This is a genomic window from Corynebacterium sp. KPL4035 (assembly GCF_037908325.1).
Lineage (GTDB): Bacteria > Actinomycetota > Actinomycetes > Mycobacteriales > Mycobacteriaceae > Corynebacterium > Corynebacterium kefirresidentii.
Window position 1 is genome coordinate 64,913 of sequence record NZ_JBBMGF010000003.1, and the last position, 15,851, is coordinate 80,763.

Here is a 15,851-nt window from a genome sequence, read left to right on the forward strand (position 1 = left end):
GTGGAATACATCAAGGTCACCGGTGATACCGACCCCGTTCGCAAGGCCTTCGCCAAGGCCAATGGCATCAAACCCGCACTCTTATTCCGCGAGTTTCGAGGGTGCCTGCCTCAAGCGCAACGGCGCGGGTGTGGTCTACGTGGAGCCGGGCGTGATGAGCAGGTGGACTCCGGCCATACCGTCATCCGTATCGACCACAACCTGGCTGTGCTCGCGCACGCGGACTACGCCATCGATTTGGGCCTCGGAGCCGGTTTGGCCGGCGGCCAGGCGGTCTTTAGCGGCACGCCAGCAGACTTAGCCGAACAGCGTGACTCGGTGACGGGGCGTTTTTGCCGACGCCCTCGTCTCCCCCTAACTTTCCTGCCTTAAGCGTTGACCGGCGCGGCGGCGCGGCGACGCTGGCGAAGCTCTACCACGCGTTCGGATTCGCTCATTCCGCCCCAGACACCGTAGGGCTCGGCGGATTGCAAGGCATGCTCGCGGCACAAATCAATGACCGGGCAAGAATTGCAGATGGCTTTGGCGCGATTCTCGCGCTGGGCGCGGGCGCGGCCGCGCTCGCCATCCGGGTGATAAAATACGTCCGAGTTTTCTCCGCGGCAGGCGCCTTGTAGCTGCCAATCCCACAGGTCAGCGGTGGGACCGGGAAGCAAATGAGGCTGAGACACGTTACTAAGCTCCTTTGTAAGGGCGAGAATTCTTGTGTGGCTTCCGCAGCGTCGCGGAAAGCAACCTCACGTAGTGTTTCGCGCGTGGGTAAACGGTGGGTTACCGATTTTTGACTTTTAAGTATTATTCTCGCACTTCCTCTTCCTGCACCATGGTTTACCAGCGCAAACGCCGAAGGTTAACGGTTTGTGAATTTTCTGCCGCTCAGCTTGCATAGGTAATGGGGGTGCGCGTTGCCTTTGCATAAACTCCCCGTGTGCCAATATGGTTAGTTACCGGTCGAAAACATCTCAGAGGGTGCATACGTGAGCGATAGGGAACAGGAGCTAGCGGATCTCGTTCCGCATGCCGTCGACGGCAGCCGTCGAGCGCTGCAAAAAGTCCTGCAGATCATTCACCCGCAGGTCCTGCGTTACTGCCGCGCCCGCATCGGGGGCGGCAGCCAACCCACCGCGGAAGATGTGGCCCAAGAGATTTGCCTAGCAGTGGCTACCTCGATTGGTTCCTATGAGGACAAGGGCCGTCCTTTTATGGCCTATGTTTATGGCATCGCATTTAATAAGGTCACTGATGCTCACCGCGCGATGGGCCGCGATAAGTCCACGCCTACCGAAGAAATTCCGGAAGACTCCGCGCGTGAAGCCACTCCTGAAGAGTGGGCGCTAGAGGCCGACGGTAGTAACAGAATGCGCGCCTTGCTCGATACATTAAGTGATAAGGCGAAAAACATCGTTATTCTGCGCGTGTTCAACGGTTTGTCAGCAGAAGAGACTGCGGAAATTGTGGGTTCCACTCCAGGCGCGGTCCGTGTGGCACAACACCGAGCACTAGCTCAATTGCGAAAGACCCTCCAAGTCGCGCAGGAAACTGCACACTAAGGGGCTTGTGGCCCAATCTCACAGCAGGTATTTCATAACAGAAAGGAAGGGGGAGAGACACCATCATGGCTTCTAAGCACCACGGCGATAACGACGACCTAGCGGACCAGCTCCAGCCCTTGGTCGATGATGATGCATTCCTCACTGAGCTTTCGAAAGGCAACGACCCTTCCGACCGTCAGGATGACCTGGCGGGGTTGCTGCTGGAGTTAAAGGGGGACGTCGACAAGCACATGCCTCCGGCCCCGCTGGTAGAAGGCGCTGAGGCGGAGCCTCAGGTTATTGATCTTGGTAAGGCGCGCAAGCGTCGCCGCGGCGGGCCTTTCGTGCATGGTCTCATTGGCGCGGCCGCTGCAACCCTAGTCATTGCTGGAGCCGGTGGCGCAATGCTGCATGCCGGAACTTTTGATAAAGGGGATAAGACCCGCAATGTAGAGCTGGCCGGAACGCTGGAAGAGATGGAATCTCGCGCGGCCGAAGGCGATATTGAAGGTGCTCGGGAACTGATGAGGGATGCCCGAGCCAAGCTGGACGCGGCCGAAGGCAAGGAAGAAAAGGCCATCGCCGCCAACAGTGAGGCGGAACACAAGCGCTCTGCGCACCCGAAGCCCGCCCCGCACACCGTGACGGAGACCGCCACCGAAACCGTGGCGGAAGAAGCTTCCCAACCGGAACAGCAGCCGGAGCAGGTTACCGTGACCGAAACTCAGTACGCCACCGAAACCGTGGTGGTCACGGAACAAGGGCAGCCAAACCCGCAGCCCAACCCCAACGTTGAGGATGAGCCGACGACCACCATCGAGTTGGGCCAGCAGCAGTAGAAGCTAGCGGCCCTCTAGGCCATCCAAGTAACCCAGGGCGTAGTCCCAGGGAACATAGCGGGAGGGATCCGGCTCGGCGCCTGGCTCATGCACTGGCGCTAGCTCCCCTTCGAGCGTGGCGCGCATATTTGCGGCCATGATATCCCACTCATAAAAGTGATTTTCCTGGCAATCCTCGCAGAGGAAGAAGATGCCGTCGATGCCGCGCGGGCCGAGGATGGACGCGAATTTCTGCACCAGCGCGAGGTCGTGGATGATGGCGATTCGGTCGTCGTCGGTAAGCGGCATGACCTGCTCGTCCTCCTCCAAGAAGGAGGCGGGGTCATTCGGGTCATCGGCGAAAGGATCGCGGGGCATATTGGCGAAGAAGTTCACGCCTGCGAGCCTATTGAACTTACCCTCCCGAGGCAATTTACCCCTGCCCAAATGGTGTCGTCGGCCGGCAAAGCACTACAGTTGTGGTAGCCGCTAAACCTGTTAAGGAGAGACCTCGATGAGCGAGAACCGTATTCATACTGGTGGAGATGACCCGAACAAGGTAGCCCTGCGCGGCCTGACCTTTGACGATGTGCTTCTGTTGCCCGCCGAATCCAATATCGTGCCCTCCGAGGTCGATACCGGCGCGCAGTTTACCCGCAATATTCGCCTCGGCGTCCCGCTTGCCTCGGCCGCCATGGATACCGTGACTGAGGCCCGCATGGCCATTGCCATGGCGCGCCAGGGCGGCATCGGCGTGCTGCACCGTAACCTGTCTACCGAGGACCAGGCCGAGCAGGTAGAAATAGTCAAGCGCTCCGAGTCCGGCATGGTCACCGACCCCATCACTGCCCGCCCGGATATGACCATTGGGGAGGTAGACGCGCTGTGCGCCCGCTTCCGTATCTCCGGCCTGCCGGTGGTAGATGAGGACGGCACTTTAGTCGGTATTTGCACCAACCGCGATATGCGCTTCGAGCCTGACTTTGATCGCAAGGTCAGCGAGGTTATGACGGCCATGCCGCTCGTCGTAGCGCGCGAGGGCGTATCCAAGGAGGAAGCCCTCGAGCTGTTGTCGGCCAATAAGGTGGAAAAGCTGCCCATCGTCGATGCGGATAATAAGCTCACCGGCCTGATTACCGTCAAGGACTTTGTAAAGTCCGAGCAGTACCCTAACGCGTCGAAGGACTCGGCCGGCCGCCTGTTGGTTGCGGCCGGCATCGGTACCGGCGAGGAGTCCTACCAGCGCGCCGCCGCGCTTGTCGACGCCGGCGTGGACGCCCTCGTCGTCGATTCCGCCCATGCCCACAACAACCGCGTGTTGGAAATGGTTTCCCGCGTCCAAAAGGACTTTGGCTCCAAGGTCGATGTCATCGGCGGTAACCTTGCCACCCGTGAGGCCGCCCAGGCAATGATTGATGCCGGCGCGGATGCCATCAAGGTCGGCATTGGCCCGGGCTCCATTTGCACCACCCGCGTCGTCGCTGGCGTGGGAGCGCCGCAGATTACGGCCCTGATGGAAGCCGCCGCGGTAGCTGGCCCGGCCGGTGTACCGGTGATCGGCGATGGCGGCATGCAGTACTCCGGCGACGTCGCCAAGGCCCTAGCGGCCGGCGCCGATACCGTCATGCTGGGTTCCATGTTTGCCGGGACCACTGAGGCGCCCGGTGACATCGTGGTCTACCAGGGCAAGCAGTACAAGCGCTACCGCGGCATGGGCTCCATGGGTGCCATGCAGGGCCGTGGACTTTCCGGCGAAAAGCGCTCCTATTCCAAGGATCGCTACTTCCAGGCCGATGTTCGCAGCGAGGACAAGCTGGTTCCAGAAGGCGTCGAGGGCCGAGTGCCCTTCCGCGGCGATATCGATGCCATCGTGCACCAGATTATCGGCGGCCTGCGCGCTTCCATGGGCTATACCGGCTCCGCCACCCTGGCCGAGCTGAAGACCAAGCGCTTCGTTCAAATCACCGCCGCGGGCCTGAAGGAATCCCACCCGCACCACCTGCAGCAAATCGCAGAAGCACCAAACTACCGCTAGGAATATCATGCGTGAATACGCCGAAATTGGCATCGGCCGCGAGGCCCGCCGCACCTTTGATCTAGAGCAACTATCCATCGTGCCGCAACGCCGTACCCGCTCCTCCAAGGACGTGGATACCACCTGGCACATCGATGCCTATACCTTCGACATCCCTTTCGTGTCCCACCCCACCGATGCGCTCGCCACGCCCGAGTTCATCATCGAGATGGGCAAGCAAGGTGGCCTGGGCGTCATTAATGCTGAGGGGTTGTGGGGCCGCCACGAGGATCTCGAAGGCGCTCTAGCTCGCATTTACTCGCAGCCGGGCGATAACTCCATCATTCAGGAGTTGCACGCCGCCCCGCTTGACGACGCCCTCCTTACCGAACGCATCTCCCAAGTCCGTGACTCCGGCGTCACCGTTGCTGTGCGCGTTTCTCCGCAAAATGCTCGTGAGATGGCCCCGAAGGTGATCGCGGCCGGTGCCGAGCTGCTGTTTATTCAGGGCACCCTGGTCTCGGCCGAGCACGTAGCTACTGGTGGCGAGCCGTTGAACCTCAAGGAGTTCATCGGATCGCTGGATGTGCCGGTCATCGCGGGCGGAGTTACCGACTACACCACCGCGCTGCACCTGATGCGCACTGGCGCGGCCGGCGTTATCGTGGGCGCGGGCGTGACGACCAACGCCGAGACCGTTGGTATCGACTCGGCCATGGCCACCGCTATTGCCGACGCCGCTGCCGCCCGCCGCGACTACCTCGACGAGACTGGCGGCCGCTACGTGCACATCATCGCCGATACCGAGTTTGAAAACTCCGGCAATATTGCCAAGGCTTTTGCTTGTGGCGCCGACAGTGTCGCTCTCGGCCCACTGCTTGCTCAGGCCCGCGAGGCCGGCGGTAAAGGCTGGTACTGGCCCGCCACGGCCGGTCACCCGCGTTTCCCCCGCGGCTTCGTCCAGTTCTCCGGAGCTGATGCCGACTTGGATGTTGATTTCCTCACCGCCGGTACCCCGGCCGAAGCTGCAGAAGAGTCTGCCGCTCCTTCGCTTGAAACGGTGTTGCACGGTCCCTCCAGCGAGCCCTTCGGCCGCACCAACTTGGTCGGCGCGCTACGCCGCTCCATGGCAAAGTGCGGCTACACCGACCTGAAGTCCTTCCAGAAGGTTGAGCTCGCCGTCCGCCACTAATCGGCAATCTCGAACGCGGCTGTGCTTTCTTGGCGCAGCCGCGTTTTGTCTTCAAGCTTTCTTTTCCTCTGGAGAGGCAGAGCGTGGCGGAGAAGGAGGGTGGTCAGGAAACCAACTGCCAACCGCCTTCCCTCCTCCATGTGGTCTCGCGCGACATCGGCCGCCATTGTCCTGCATCGTGGACTGGGCACACGCGTATTCCCGCAGGATTGAGTTCTACAACCTTCTTTTCCTCTTTCGCGCGCAGCACTACCGAATTATGCGCTACTTCTGGGTATCCCATGCGCTCTGCCTGCTGAGTGCCGCATAAGGGAGCCCACTCGTCCCACTTGCTTCCAAAGACTTCTGCGGCTGGGAGTGTTACCCGTTGTGGACCTTGTTCATCCAGCGCAGACGTCACCTCGGCCGTAGTTGGGGTAGCGTCACAACCGCATAACAATAGCCCGGTGGTGAGCACAATAGCCAAGCGCTTCATAAGCTATCAGTTTAGTGGGTTAGACTATGGGGCGTGACTAAGCCAAACACTACCCCGCGCCCCGTCCTCGTTGTGGACTTTGGCGCTCAGTACGCGCAGCTTATTGCCCGTCGCGTGCGCGAGGCCAAGATTTACTCCGAGGTTGTCCCTCACTCCGCGTCTGTGGAGGAAATCAAAGCTAAAGATCCCGCCGCGCTTATCCTGTCGGGTGGCCCGTCCTCCGTCTATGCTGACGGTGCCCCGGCCCTGAAGCCGGAGCTGCTTGAGCTCGGCATTCCTGTCTTCGGCATCTGCTATGGCTTCCAGGCCATGAACCACGCTCTTGGTGGCACTGTGTCGTCGACTGGCGAGCGTGAGTACGGCCGCACCGATATGAACGTTAAGGGCGGCGTACTGCACGCTGGCCTGGAGACTACCCATAAGGTATGGATGTCCCACGGTGATGCCGTATCTGCCGCTCCCGAGGGCTTTGAAGTTACGGCCACTTCGGCCGGTGCCCCGGTTGCAGCGATGGAGTGCCTGGAAAAGAAGATGGCCGGTGTGCAGTACCACCCTGAGGTGCAGCACTCGCCGCACGGCCAAGAGGTACTTACCCGCTTCCTGACCGAGATTGCCGGCCTAGAGCAGAACTGGACGGCCGATAATATCGCCGAGCAGCTCATCGCGGACGTTCGCGCTCAGGTGGGCGAGGACGGCCGCGCCATCTGTGGCCTATCCGGCGGTGTGGATTCCGCTGTAGCGGCGGCACTGGTGCAACGTGCCATCGGTGATCGCCTCACCTGTGTCTTCGTCGACCACGGCTTGCTGCGTGCTGGCGAGCGGGAGCAGGTGGAAAAGGACTTTGTCGCCTCCACCGGCGCGAAGCTGGTGACTGCGGATGAGCGCAGTGCCTTCTTGGAGAAATTGGCCGGCGTTGACGACCCAGAAGCAAAGCGCAAGGCCATCGGCGCGGAGTTTATCCGTGCCTTTGAGCGTGCGGTTGCGGGCGTGCTTGACGACGCCCCTGCAGGCTCCACCGTCGACTACCTCGTCCAAGGCACGCTGTACCCGGACGTGGTCGAGTCTGGCGGCGGCGACGGCACGGCGAATATTAAGTCTCACCACAATGTTGGCGGTTTGCCAGATGACGTGGAGTTCGAGCTGGTTGAGCCGCTGCGTCTGCTGTTTAAAGACGAGGTACGCGCCGTCGGCCGCGAACTGGGATTGCCGGAAGAAATCGTTAACCGCCAGCCATTCCCAGGCCCAGGTTTGGGTATCCGCATTATCGGTGAGGTAACCGAGGAGCGCTTGGAGACGCTGCGTGAGGCGGACCTCATTGCCCGCACCGAGCTGACCAATGCCGGCCTGGATGACCAGATTTGGCAGTGCCCGGTCGTGCTGCTGGCCGACGTCCGTTCCGTTGGTGTGCAAGGTGATGGCCGCACCTATGGCCACCCGATCGTGCTACGCCCAGTGTCCTCGGAGGACGCCATGACTGCGGACTGGACCCGCTTGCCATACGAGGTACTGGAGAAAATTTCTACCCGCATCACCAATGAGGTGAAGGACGTCAACCGCGTGGTCTTGGACTGCACTTCCAAGCCACCGGGAACCATCGAGTGGGAGTAAAACGGCATGCGTAGAAGGCGCTCAGGCTATCTCTGAGCGCCTTTTCGCGCGTTTGAGGAGCGTGTTTACTCGCGCGGGGTAAACGGTGGACGCCACACAATGCGCCCGCCCACCCGCTCGAGGCGGCCGCGCCGGGGCGGAGCGTTGGAGTCATCATCGTTGACGCCGTTATGGTAGGCGCAGCACATGACCAGGTTTTTCATATTCGTCTCCCCACCGTTACTCCACGCCTTGAGGTGGTGGACCTGGGAGAGATCGGCCGGTTGGTTGCAGCCCGGCCAGGCGCAGCGTGGGTTTTCTGCAGCGGCCATGATGCGCTGTTTGTCATTGGCCACGCGCGCCGTGCGGTAGAGGTTGACCGGCCCTTCTTCGGGGTGCACGAGCGTGACGTAGCCGGTTTCTCTATCGCCAGAAAAGCCGACGTCGTTGAGTACGCGCCGCAGATATTCGGTGCCGGTAATGGTGGCGCCATTGGTCAGGTCGAGCTCGATATCGTCGCCGTGGCCGTCGCGGATGCGAATGAATTTGTCTAATGGCACGATGGCATTGGTTATCACCTCTGCCCGCGCGGCCGCTGCCTGGTCAAAGAGAATTTTTTCTACCGCCTCGAGCGATTGCTTCCCGGTCGCGGCCAGCGCGGCGTTGAGATCCGCGATGAAACTAGAGGTTCCGGTGATGGCAAGCGTCCAGTAGTCATTGGGGCGTCGGTAAGTGCGCACACCTGGAGTAACGGTGTTGTCTTTCATCTCGTGCAGGCGCCGGCGGGCGTGCTTGAGAATATGGCTCATCGCGCCGGTCATTGCGCAGCACTCCGCGCGTAGCTCCCAGGCCTGTTTCTTGCTCGGGGCGCGGTTAACAATGCGCTCTAGGGCGGTGAGTGTGGCGATAGAATGGGTGTTGCGACGGGCGTCGGCAATAGCACGGCGCTGTAGCCGGGTAAATTTGGTGCGGCCAAAGTAGCTCTCACACAAAAGAAGCAGATCGGCCGCGATGGCATCGGGCGCGCCGTGGTCCATAAGCTCGGACCCGGACATGCCCTGGCACCCGGCGATGATGTCCATGCCGGGGCCTAAGGCAGTGAGGTAGGTCTCGAGTGCGTTCATGCCTGCAACGCTACGACGCGCACCTACACCGGCGCACGGCCGGCGCAACCGCTGCGGCCAGTTGTGTGGATAACCCGGCCTACATACCCGAGGCGGGGCGGAAAAGCTGTGGATAACCCCGAAAAGTGTCGTATAGATTAGGCAAACGCGAGCCGTCGCGTGCCATCCACGTGGGGGAAGACGAGAAAGCTCAGGCCAAAAACCACCAGCCATACCAGGCCGGCGCCCCACGCGGGTAGGGCCACGATGGGGGCGAGCATCACCATAAGCCACAGAATCATCAGCGGCACGAGCTGTGCGATGCTAGGAACCAGAGTGACATTGCGCTTGGTGGCATAATCGCGCATCGCGTGGCGGTAGGGGTGGGCAAAGACGAGAACGAAAGCCGCCACGAGGCACACGAGCGCCCCGATTAGTGCAGCAAAAATATGTGCGCGGCTGGCCAAAAGCGCCACGGCCGCACCGATGAGGATGGACGAACCCAAACGCACCCATGGCGGAGTGGGAATGGGGGTGGTGTGCTCGCGCATGGCACCGTAGGCAGCGTTGAAGTTCATGCCGCTAAGGCTACCATTCGAACATACACTTGCATGTGTCCGGGTGAGGGTTCATACTATTCGGGTGAATCAAACGAGCGTTCGCCTAGAAAAAGCGGTGGCCGGACTAAGTAGGTCGGACCGTGTGGCGATGCTGCGTACTCGCATGCGCGCTATGGAGCGTGGCCCGGAAGAGGAGCTGGTAGATACGCTTCCTGGCCTGGCACGTCTGCTTCCTGCGGGCGGCTTGGCGCGCCGGCACGTGGTGCACTGTACTAACTGTCCAGCGCTTGTGGTGGAGCTTATCTGTCACCTCACGGCCCGCGGTGGGCATGTGGGTGTAGTGGGGTGGCCAGATCTTCTACTCACACAAGTGGCCGAGGAAGGTGTTATCGAACGTGTGGTAACCGTCCCAGATCCGGGCGTGGATTCCTGGATGGTGACAGGGGTATTGGCGGAAGGACTGGACCTAGTCATCCATCATGGGCCGCCCGGTGAGGTGAGCCCAACCAAGGCCCGGCCGGTGCTGGCGAAGGTGCGCGGCGGGCGCGCGGCGGTGCTGACGGTGGGCACGCGCTTGCCCGGCACGGCGGTGGAGATAGGGGCGCAGGTGAGTGCCTATCGGGGCGTCGGCAAGGGCAGTGGGCGCATTCGCGGCGTGGACATGGACGTTGAGGTGACCTCGAAGCAGGCTAGCGTGCATGGGGTGCTCACGGTGGGCCAACACCGCAGACTGGAGGCCGTATGAGGGTAGCGGCCGTGTGGTTTCCGGATTGGCCCATCCAGGCCGTCGGCGGGCAGGGCCCTATGGTCATTGCGCGCAATCACGCGGTTGCGGTATGCGATAGGACGGCGCGCCGGGCGGGGGTGCGGCGTGGGATGCGCCTGCGTCAAGCCCAAGCGCTGTGCCCCGAGGCGACGGTGGTGGAGGCCAATCCGGATCGGGATGGTGCGGCGTTTGCGGAGGTTGCGGCCGGTTTGGATGCGGTGGCGTCCTCGGTGGAGGTGCTGCGCCCTGGTTTGGCCATTGTGGACGCGGGCGCGGCGCTGCGCTACCACGAGGAGAAAGCATTAGAGATGCTTGTCGACGCCTCTTCGTACGCCGGCTTCGATTCCACCCTCGGCGTCGCCGATGAGATTGCTACGGCCGTTATCGCGGCCCGGCACCGTGGCATGGGCGCGGTGGTGCCAGAGGGCGGCTCGCGAGAGTTTTTGGCCACCCAGCCCATAGGAGTGCTCGCCGCCGATGAGGCCTTGGGCTTTGATGTTGGGTTTGTTGCGCAGCTCGATAAGTTGGGTGTGCGGCGCCTGGGTGACTTAGCGGCGCTGCCGTTTAAGCAGGTAGCCACCCGTTTCGGTGAGACCGGGCGTCGCGCGCACGAGTTGGCCCAAGCCCGTGCGGATAGGCGCGTAGCTCCAGAAATGGCGCGCCCAGACCTGGCCGTGGAAATGGAAGAGCGCATCGAGCGCGTGGACGCGGCGGCCTTCGCGGCCCGTCAGCTAGCGTCCCGGCTGCATGCCCGCTTGGAAGAGGCCGGCAAGGTCTGCCTGCGGCTGCGCGTGGTGGCGGAGTTTGGCACCGGCGAGGAGTTGGCGCGGGTGTGGCGCACACAGGAAGCGCTGACGGAGCAGGCCACCGCGGACCGCGTGCGCTGGCAGCTCGATGGCTGGCTCTCGCGTGCCACTGGTGGGGGCGCGGCTATCCGCCGCCTCGCACTGGAGCCGGTGGAGGTGGCCACCCCGTCCGCCACCGGGCTCTGGGGCGGAGAGGGATCTCAGGAGCAGGTCAAACGTGTGATCGCTCGCGTGCAATCGCAGCTGGGGGTTGACCGCGTGCTGCAGCCGCGGGCGGTGGGCGGCCGTGGGGTGGCCGAGCGCATCGAGTACGTGCCCTATGGCGAGCAGCGCGACGCACCGCCACAAGGCGAGTGGCCTGGCCGTATTCCGGCACCCCTGCCTGCGCGGCTGGGCGGTGGGCCTAATCATCCGGCCGCGCGCATCCGGCTTATCGACGCCGCTCGTCGCGAAGTATTCGTCACCGCCGAGGCTCTCCTTTCGGGGGCGCCGGTGGCATTGAGCTGGGGCGCTCATCGCTTCCGCGTGCTGGGCTGGGCCGGTCCCTGGCCGGTGGATACGCAGTGGTGGACTAGTAACCCGCAGCACGTAGCGCGCCTGCAGGTGGTGGGCCAAGCCGACCACGAAGAGCACCAGCGGGCCTGGCTTTTGGTATGGTCCGGCGGGCGCTGGCGGGTGGAGGCGACCTATTAATCGCGAATATCGACTACGAGGCGGGTGGGGTTATCGAGCACCTGCACGGAATAGGGCTTGCGCGAGGTCATGCCGATGACGAATTGGCAGCGGCCCTCGTAGGTACCGCCATTGACCACCTGGGTGACGACTCCCTCTACGGGGGCATCCACCACGCCGATGTGGGGATCGTCCTTCCCCGCCTCGAAGGGGTAGACCACGCCGTCGATATTGACATTGAGTGCGGTCTCGCCGGAGTGGTCAATAGTCTTGCCAGAACCCTGCTGCGTGGGCGTGTCGGCATAGTCTACGAACCAGCCGGGAGAGCCGCTGCCGTCGAGTTCAAAGACAACGCGTTCAAAACCCTCGTGCTGGCCGATGCGCACGTTGGTCACCGTGAGCTCGGAGGGGGCCTGCGGCCGGAGGGTTTTCATTTCCATATTGGCCTGGCCTAGTGGATTGAGCCGGGAATTATCCGCAGATGCAGCCATGGTGGTGCGGTCCGTCTCTTGGGCGGCGCAGCCGCTGAGGGAAGCAGCGACGAGGAGTGTTGCGGCGAGACGGACTTTTAGCATGCCCCCTAGGTTATAGTTTCGGCCGTGAACTGTATAGCCGAGGGGGTATTTCGTGGCCGAATTGTGGCCAAGGGTGTGAGCTGAAATGCAGAAAGGTTAGGCTTAGGTATATGACCGAGTTCTGTTCAGATATCCAGGTAGAGCCGCTGCCAGGCACGGCGAAGAAGGAATCCGTCTATGTGCTTTTTGAGTGGCCGGGCGGATGGTCGCGAGACGTGCTCGATGGCGATACCTTTGGGCCGGAGCTCACGGCGCAGCTCAAGGCCAAGCTGAAGGGCGTGGCGGGGCTGCAGCTTATCCGCCGACCGGGCCGCGACGGCCGCCAGGTAGGCAAGATGCACCGCTGCTACCTGGTGTGGGCCGAGCGGGGAGTGATGGAACTCGTGCTGCTGACGGGGCCGGAGAAAATCCTCGATCTGGATCTGACAGGGCCTAGACGCAATGGAGGCGGCGCAGTGGAAACACCGCTGGTTTTGGTGTGTACGCACGCGAAGCGCGATACCTGCTGTGCGGTCAAGGGGCGGCCGTTGGCCGCGGAGCTGGTGGAGGATTACCCGGATATGGTCTGGGAGACCTCGCACACGAAGGGACACCGGTTCGCGCCATCGGTCATGCTCATGCCGTGGGGCTATTCCTTTGGACGAATGAATAAAGAAGCCGCCGCGCAGATGATTGCGGCGGCGGCGCGGGGAAAGTATTTTTACCCGGTAAATCGCGGGCGCGGTATTTTCGGCCCGCGCGGCCAGGTGGCGGAGTTGGCGGTGGCCCGAGCGCTTATCGACGCCGGCGAGGAGCTCTCCTACGGCCAGCTCACCGCCACTGATAGCGGCGAGGTCAGCCACATTGACGGCCGGCGCTGGCGCGTGACGCTCGAGGAGCGCGAGGTAGAAGGTGTGGTTTCTTCGTGTGGTGACGCCCCGAAGACGGGCCAAGCCATCGTAGCGACCGGCGTGGAGCCGGTCGCGGGGTAGGGCGCCGTCGGCAAGCGGGGGCTAGCGGCGCATGACCTTGGAGGAGAGCCAGTTGCCGAAGAACTGGGCGGCCTGCACCAGCACGATGATGATGAGCGTGGCCACGACGGTGACTTCCCATTCGAAGGCGCGGTAGCCGTAGACGATGGCAAAGTCACCCAAGCCGCCGCCGCCGACGTAGCCGGCCATAGCGGACATGTCCACGATGGCGATAAACAGGAAGGTGTAGCCCAAAATCAGTGGGCCGAGGGCCTCCGGGACGATAACGGAGGTAATGATCTTCCACGGCGAGGCACCCATGGAGCGGGCGGCCTCGATAACGCCGGGGTCGATGGACACGAGGTTTTGTTCCACCACGCGGGCTACGGAGAAGGTCGCGGCGATGACCATGACGAAGGTGGCCGGTCCGCGGCCGATGGACCCGCCCATCACTATGACGGTCAGTGGCTGGGCAAAAGCCAGCAAAATGATGAACGGGATGGGGCGGACGAAGTTAACCAGCAGGTTGACAATGAAATAGACGAACCGGTTTTGCAGGATGCCGCCCGTGCGGGTGGTATAGAGCAGCATGCCTAGGCCAAGGCCGAGGATGCCGGAAACGATGAGGGTAGTCGAGACCATGATGAGGGTATCGACGATGGCATCGGCCAGTGAAGGGCCGAGGCGGTCCCAGTTGGCTTGGGCGAGGGTGGTGACGGTCATCGTGCAATCTCCTCAATCTGGGTGGTGGTAGAAAGCGTGCGGTAGAACTCTTCGATGGCGTTATTGTCGCCGCTGAGCCGTACGGTCAGTTTGCCAAAGGAATGCTGCTGCAGCGTGGTGATGCCGCCGTGGACGACGGCGATGGATACGCCGGCTTCCTTAAGGCGGGCGGCGGCGGTGAAAAAGCCGGATTCCTCGGTGAGGTTGATGGTAAATAGGCGGCCTTCGTGTGCGAGCAGGTCGTCGGTTTCAACGACGTCGGGCTCGTTGCGCAGCGAGGTGGCTACGAACTTGGCGGCCACGGAGGTCTGTGGGTTGGAGAAGACCTCGTAGACGCTGCCTTGTTCCACGACGCGGCCGTTTTCCATCACGGCGACCTTATCGGCGATGGAGCGTACGACTTCCATCTCGTGGGTAATAACCACGATGGTGATGCCAAATTCCTTGTTTACCTGACGCAGTAGGTCGAGGACTTCCTGCGTGGTGGTGGGGTCGAGGGCGGAAGTTGCTTCGTCGGCAAGCAGCAGCGAAGGGTTGGTGGCCAGCGCACGGGCAATGCCGACGCGCTGCTTCTGGCCGCCGGAAAGCTGCTCTGGGTAGCTCTTGCCCTTGTCTCCTAGGCCGACGAAATCCAGCAGCTCTTGCACGCGCTTGGCGCGCTCCTGCTTGCCGACGCCCTGCAGCTGCAGCGGGTATTCAATATTGCCGGCCGCGGTGCGCGAGTTCATCAGGTTGAACTGTTGGAAAATCATGCCGATATTGCGGCGAATGCCGCGCAGCTTCTTCTCGGACATGCCAACGATATTGGTGTCATCAAGCAGCAGCTCTCCCGCGGACGGGGTGTCCAAGCCGTTGATCATGCGTACAAGGGTGGACTTGCCGGCGCCGGAGTAGCCAATGATGCCGACAATTTCGCCGGGCTCAATGGTCATGGAGACATGGTCGAGTGCCTTAACTCGCGCCTTTTTCTGCTTAAAGATCTTGGTGATCTCGCGGAACTCGATGCGGGTGCCGCGTTGAGTGGAATCTGCCACGTGTTTGCGTCCTTAGTTAGGAAAGTGCCAAACCCCGCCGGGGGTTCCGGCGGGGTAAAAGCAAGGGTGATTAGTCCAGATCTGCTTCGAGCTTATCTAGGATCTTCTGCAGATCCTCCTGGCTGCGCTCCACCTCGACGGAGGTGCCGGCGGAGTCTTCATCGACGCCCTCCTGGACGGCGTCGGAGTGCCATAGCTCGGCAAGCTTCTTGATGTCTTCGTTATCGGCGTCCTCCTCGCGAACGGCGAAGACATTGATGTACGGTTCTGCTTCTTCAGAATTCGGATCGTCTTGGAAGATGGCAGTCTTCGGATCGATGCCGGCACGCTCCAGGAAGGAGTTATTGATAATCGCCGGGGTGCCCTCGCCGTGCGCGGACGTGGTCTGCGCGGCGTCTACCGGGGTGACCTTGACCTTGGACTTCTTTTCATCAATATCCAGCGGGGTGGGCTCCAAGTTGTCCTTATCCTTCAAAGTAATAAGGCCGGCCTGGACCAGTACGTTGATGGCGCGGGCCTGGTTGGTGGAGTCATTCGGGATGGCGACCTCTTCGCCCTCGATGCCGTCGAGGGAGTCGTGGTCCTTCCAAAACAGTGCTAGCGGCACGATTTCGGTGGCCACGATAGGCACCAGGTTGGTGTCATTGCCGTGGTTGTACTCCGCTAGGAACTTCAGGTGCTGGAAGTTATTGGTATCCAGCTCGCCCTGGTCCAGAGCCTGGTTCGGGGTGTTGTAGTCCGCGAATGGCTGGATTTCAATGTCATAGCCAGCGTTCTTCGCTTCCTGCTCGAATGCTACCCACGCCTTCTTGGCGTCGTCGGTGGTGCCCACCTTGATGGACTTGGAATCATCGGAGGAGCAGGCCACCAAGCTGGTGGCAGCGATGGTTACAGCGGCAGTAGCAGCCACTACGCGACGGATCTGCATGGGGATTCCCCTTCTTGTAGGAGTTGAAATAATTTGTCTGTTTAGCAACTTAGCAATCGGCGAACCGCTTTGTCTATTGTCGGCATCACGTCTTACGGGCTTGTATAGAACAATAA

At 61.8% G+C, this 15,851-nt stretch carries 17 protein-coding genes and 1 pseudogene; 9 read left to right on the forward strand and 9 right to left on the reverse strand.

The features are described from left to right. Positions 1–18: 18 nt before the first annotated feature. Positions 19–372 (forward strand): annotated as a pseudogene (locus WMP96_RS11725) (hypothetical protein); the annotation flags it as partial. On the opposite strand, the gene WMP96_RS03890 reads toward WMP96_RS11725, so the two are convergent. Next, positions 369–671 carry a WhiB family transcriptional regulator gene (locus WMP96_RS03890; protein WP_023020627.1) on the reverse strand — a complete coding sequence of 101 codons (303 nt, stop codon included), beginning with the start codon at positions 669–671 and terminating at the stop codon, positions 369–371. The pseudogene WMP96_RS11725 and the gene WMP96_RS03890 overlap by 4 nt on opposite strands. A 306-nt stretch (positions 672–977) precedes the next feature. Here WMP96_RS03890 and WMP96_RS03895 point away from each other — a divergent pair, with 306 nt between their 5' ends. Next, positions 978–1,550 carry a sigma-70 family RNA polymerase sigma factor gene (locus WMP96_RS03895; RefSeq protein ID WP_023020628.1) on the forward strand — a complete coding sequence of 191 codons (573 nt, stop codon included), beginning with the start codon at positions 978–980 and terminating at the stop codon, positions 1,548–1,550. 65 nt (positions 1,551–1,615) lie between these two features. Continuing rightward, positions 1,616–2,371, forward strand: coding sequence for a hypothetical protein (locus WMP96_RS03900; RefSeq protein WP_023020629.1), 756 nt, complete (start codon positions 1,616–1,618; stop codon positions 2,369–2,371). 3 nt (positions 2,372–2,374) lie between these two features. Here WMP96_RS03900 and WMP96_RS03905 read toward each other — a convergent pair whose 3' ends face one another. Continuing rightward, positions 2,375–2,746: a DUF5319 domain-containing protein gene (locus WMP96_RS03905; RefSeq protein WP_005326826.1), complete on the reverse strand. Its 372-nt coding sequence runs from the start codon at positions 2,744–2,746 to the stop codon at positions 2,375–2,377. Between the two features lie 118 nt (positions 2,747–2,864). On the opposite strand from WMP96_RS03905, the gene guaB reads away from it, so the two are divergent. Both guaB and WMP96_RS03915 read left to right on the forward strand, forming a co-directional pair. Further along, positions 2,865–4,385, forward strand: a complete 1,521-nt coding sequence (gene guaB / locus WMP96_RS03910; protein ID WP_301716535.1) for an IMP dehydrogenase — start codon at positions 2,865–2,867, stop codon at positions 4,383–4,385. Between the two features lie 7 nt (positions 4,386–4,392). Continuing rightward, positions 4,393–5,556, forward strand: a complete 1,164-nt coding sequence (locus tag WMP96_RS03915) for a GuaB3 family IMP dehydrogenase-related protein (protein ID WP_239205805.1) — start codon at positions 4,393–4,395, stop codon at positions 5,554–5,556. Between the two features lie 103 nt (positions 5,557–5,659). Here WMP96_RS03915 and WMP96_RS03920 read toward each other — a convergent pair whose 3' ends face one another. After that, the gene (locus tag WMP96_RS03920) at positions 5,660–6,031 is read right to left on the reverse strand and encodes a hypothetical protein (protein ID WP_301716536.1); all 372 of its coding nucleotides are present in this window, start codon (positions 6,029–6,031) and stop codon (positions 5,660–5,662) included. 33 nt (positions 6,032–6,064) lie between these two features. Between WMP96_RS03920 and guaA the strand changes: the two genes are divergently transcribed. Beyond that, positions 6,065–7,639 (forward strand): glutamine-hydrolyzing GMP synthase, encoded by a 1,575-nt coding sequence (gene guaA / locus WMP96_RS03925; protein ID WP_023020633.1) that lies wholly within the window; start codon positions 6,065–6,067, stop codon positions 7,637–7,639. Positions 7,640–7,704: 65 nt separating this feature from the next. Here the strand turns inward: guaA and WMP96_RS03930 are convergent, their stop codons facing one another. Continuing rightward, on the reverse strand, positions 7,705–8,742 hold the full coding sequence (locus WMP96_RS03930) for an HNH endonuclease signature motif containing protein (protein ID WP_340432186.1): 1,038 nt from the start codon (positions 8,740–8,742) through the stop codon (positions 7,705–7,707). Between the two features lie 137 nt (positions 8,743–8,879). Beyond that, complete coding sequence (locus WMP96_RS03935) at positions 8,880–9,299, reverse strand: hypothetical protein (protein WP_239205811.1); 420 nt, start codon at positions 9,297–9,299, stop codon at positions 8,880–8,882. A 130-nt stretch (positions 9,300–9,429) separates the two neighbouring features. On the opposite strand from WMP96_RS03935, the gene WMP96_RS03940 reads away from it, so the two are divergent. Continuing rightward, positions 9,430–10,026, forward strand: a complete 597-nt coding sequence (locus WMP96_RS03940) for a hypothetical protein (protein WP_023020636.1) — start codon at positions 9,430–9,432, stop codon at positions 10,024–10,026. Further along, a complete protein-coding gene (locus WMP96_RS03945) occupies positions 10,023–11,546 on the forward strand; it encodes a DNA polymerase Y family protein (RefSeq protein ID WP_340432187.1) in 1,524 nt (507 codons plus the stop codon). The genes WMP96_RS03940 and WMP96_RS03945 overlap by 4 nt, the downstream gene beginning before the upstream one ends. Here the strand turns inward: WMP96_RS03945 and WMP96_RS03950 are convergent. Beyond that, complete coding sequence (locus WMP96_RS03950) at positions 11,543–12,100, reverse strand: AMIN-like domain-containing (lipo)protein (protein ID WP_023020638.1); 558 nt, start codon at positions 12,098–12,100, stop codon at positions 11,543–11,545. The genes WMP96_RS03945 and WMP96_RS03950 overlap by 4 nt on opposite strands. Before the next feature lie 110 nt (positions 12,101–12,210). Here WMP96_RS03950 and WMP96_RS03955 point away from each other — a divergent pair, with 110 nt between their 5' ends. Further along, on the forward strand, positions 12,211–13,071 hold the full coding sequence (locus tag WMP96_RS03955; protein ID WP_239205815.1) for a sucrase ferredoxin: 861 nt from the start codon (positions 12,211–12,213) through the stop codon (positions 13,069–13,071). A gap of 21 nt (positions 13,072–13,092) precedes the next feature. Here WMP96_RS03955 and WMP96_RS03960 read toward each other — a convergent pair whose 3' ends face one another. The 3 genes from WMP96_RS03960 to WMP96_RS03970 all read right to left on the reverse strand — a co-directional run bounded on the left by WMP96_RS03960 (position 13,093) and on the right by WMP96_RS03970 (position 15,735). Beyond that, a complete protein-coding gene (locus tag WMP96_RS03960; protein WP_023020640.1) occupies positions 13,093–13,773 on the reverse strand; it encodes a methionine ABC transporter permease in 681 nt (226 codons plus the stop codon). Then, complete coding sequence (locus tag WMP96_RS03965) at positions 13,770–14,807, reverse strand: methionine ABC transporter ATP-binding protein (RefSeq protein ID WP_023020641.1); 1,038 nt, start codon at positions 14,805–14,807, stop codon at positions 13,770–13,772. Before WMP96_RS03965 ends, WMP96_RS03960 begins: the two co-directional genes overlap by 4 nt. Positions 14,808–14,877: 70 nt before the next feature. Next, positions 14,878–15,735, reverse strand: a complete 858-nt coding sequence (locus WMP96_RS03970; protein WP_200288235.1) for a MetQ/NlpA family ABC transporter substrate-binding protein — start codon at positions 15,733–15,735, stop codon at positions 14,878–14,880. Positions 15,736–15,851 lie beyond the last annotated feature (116 nt).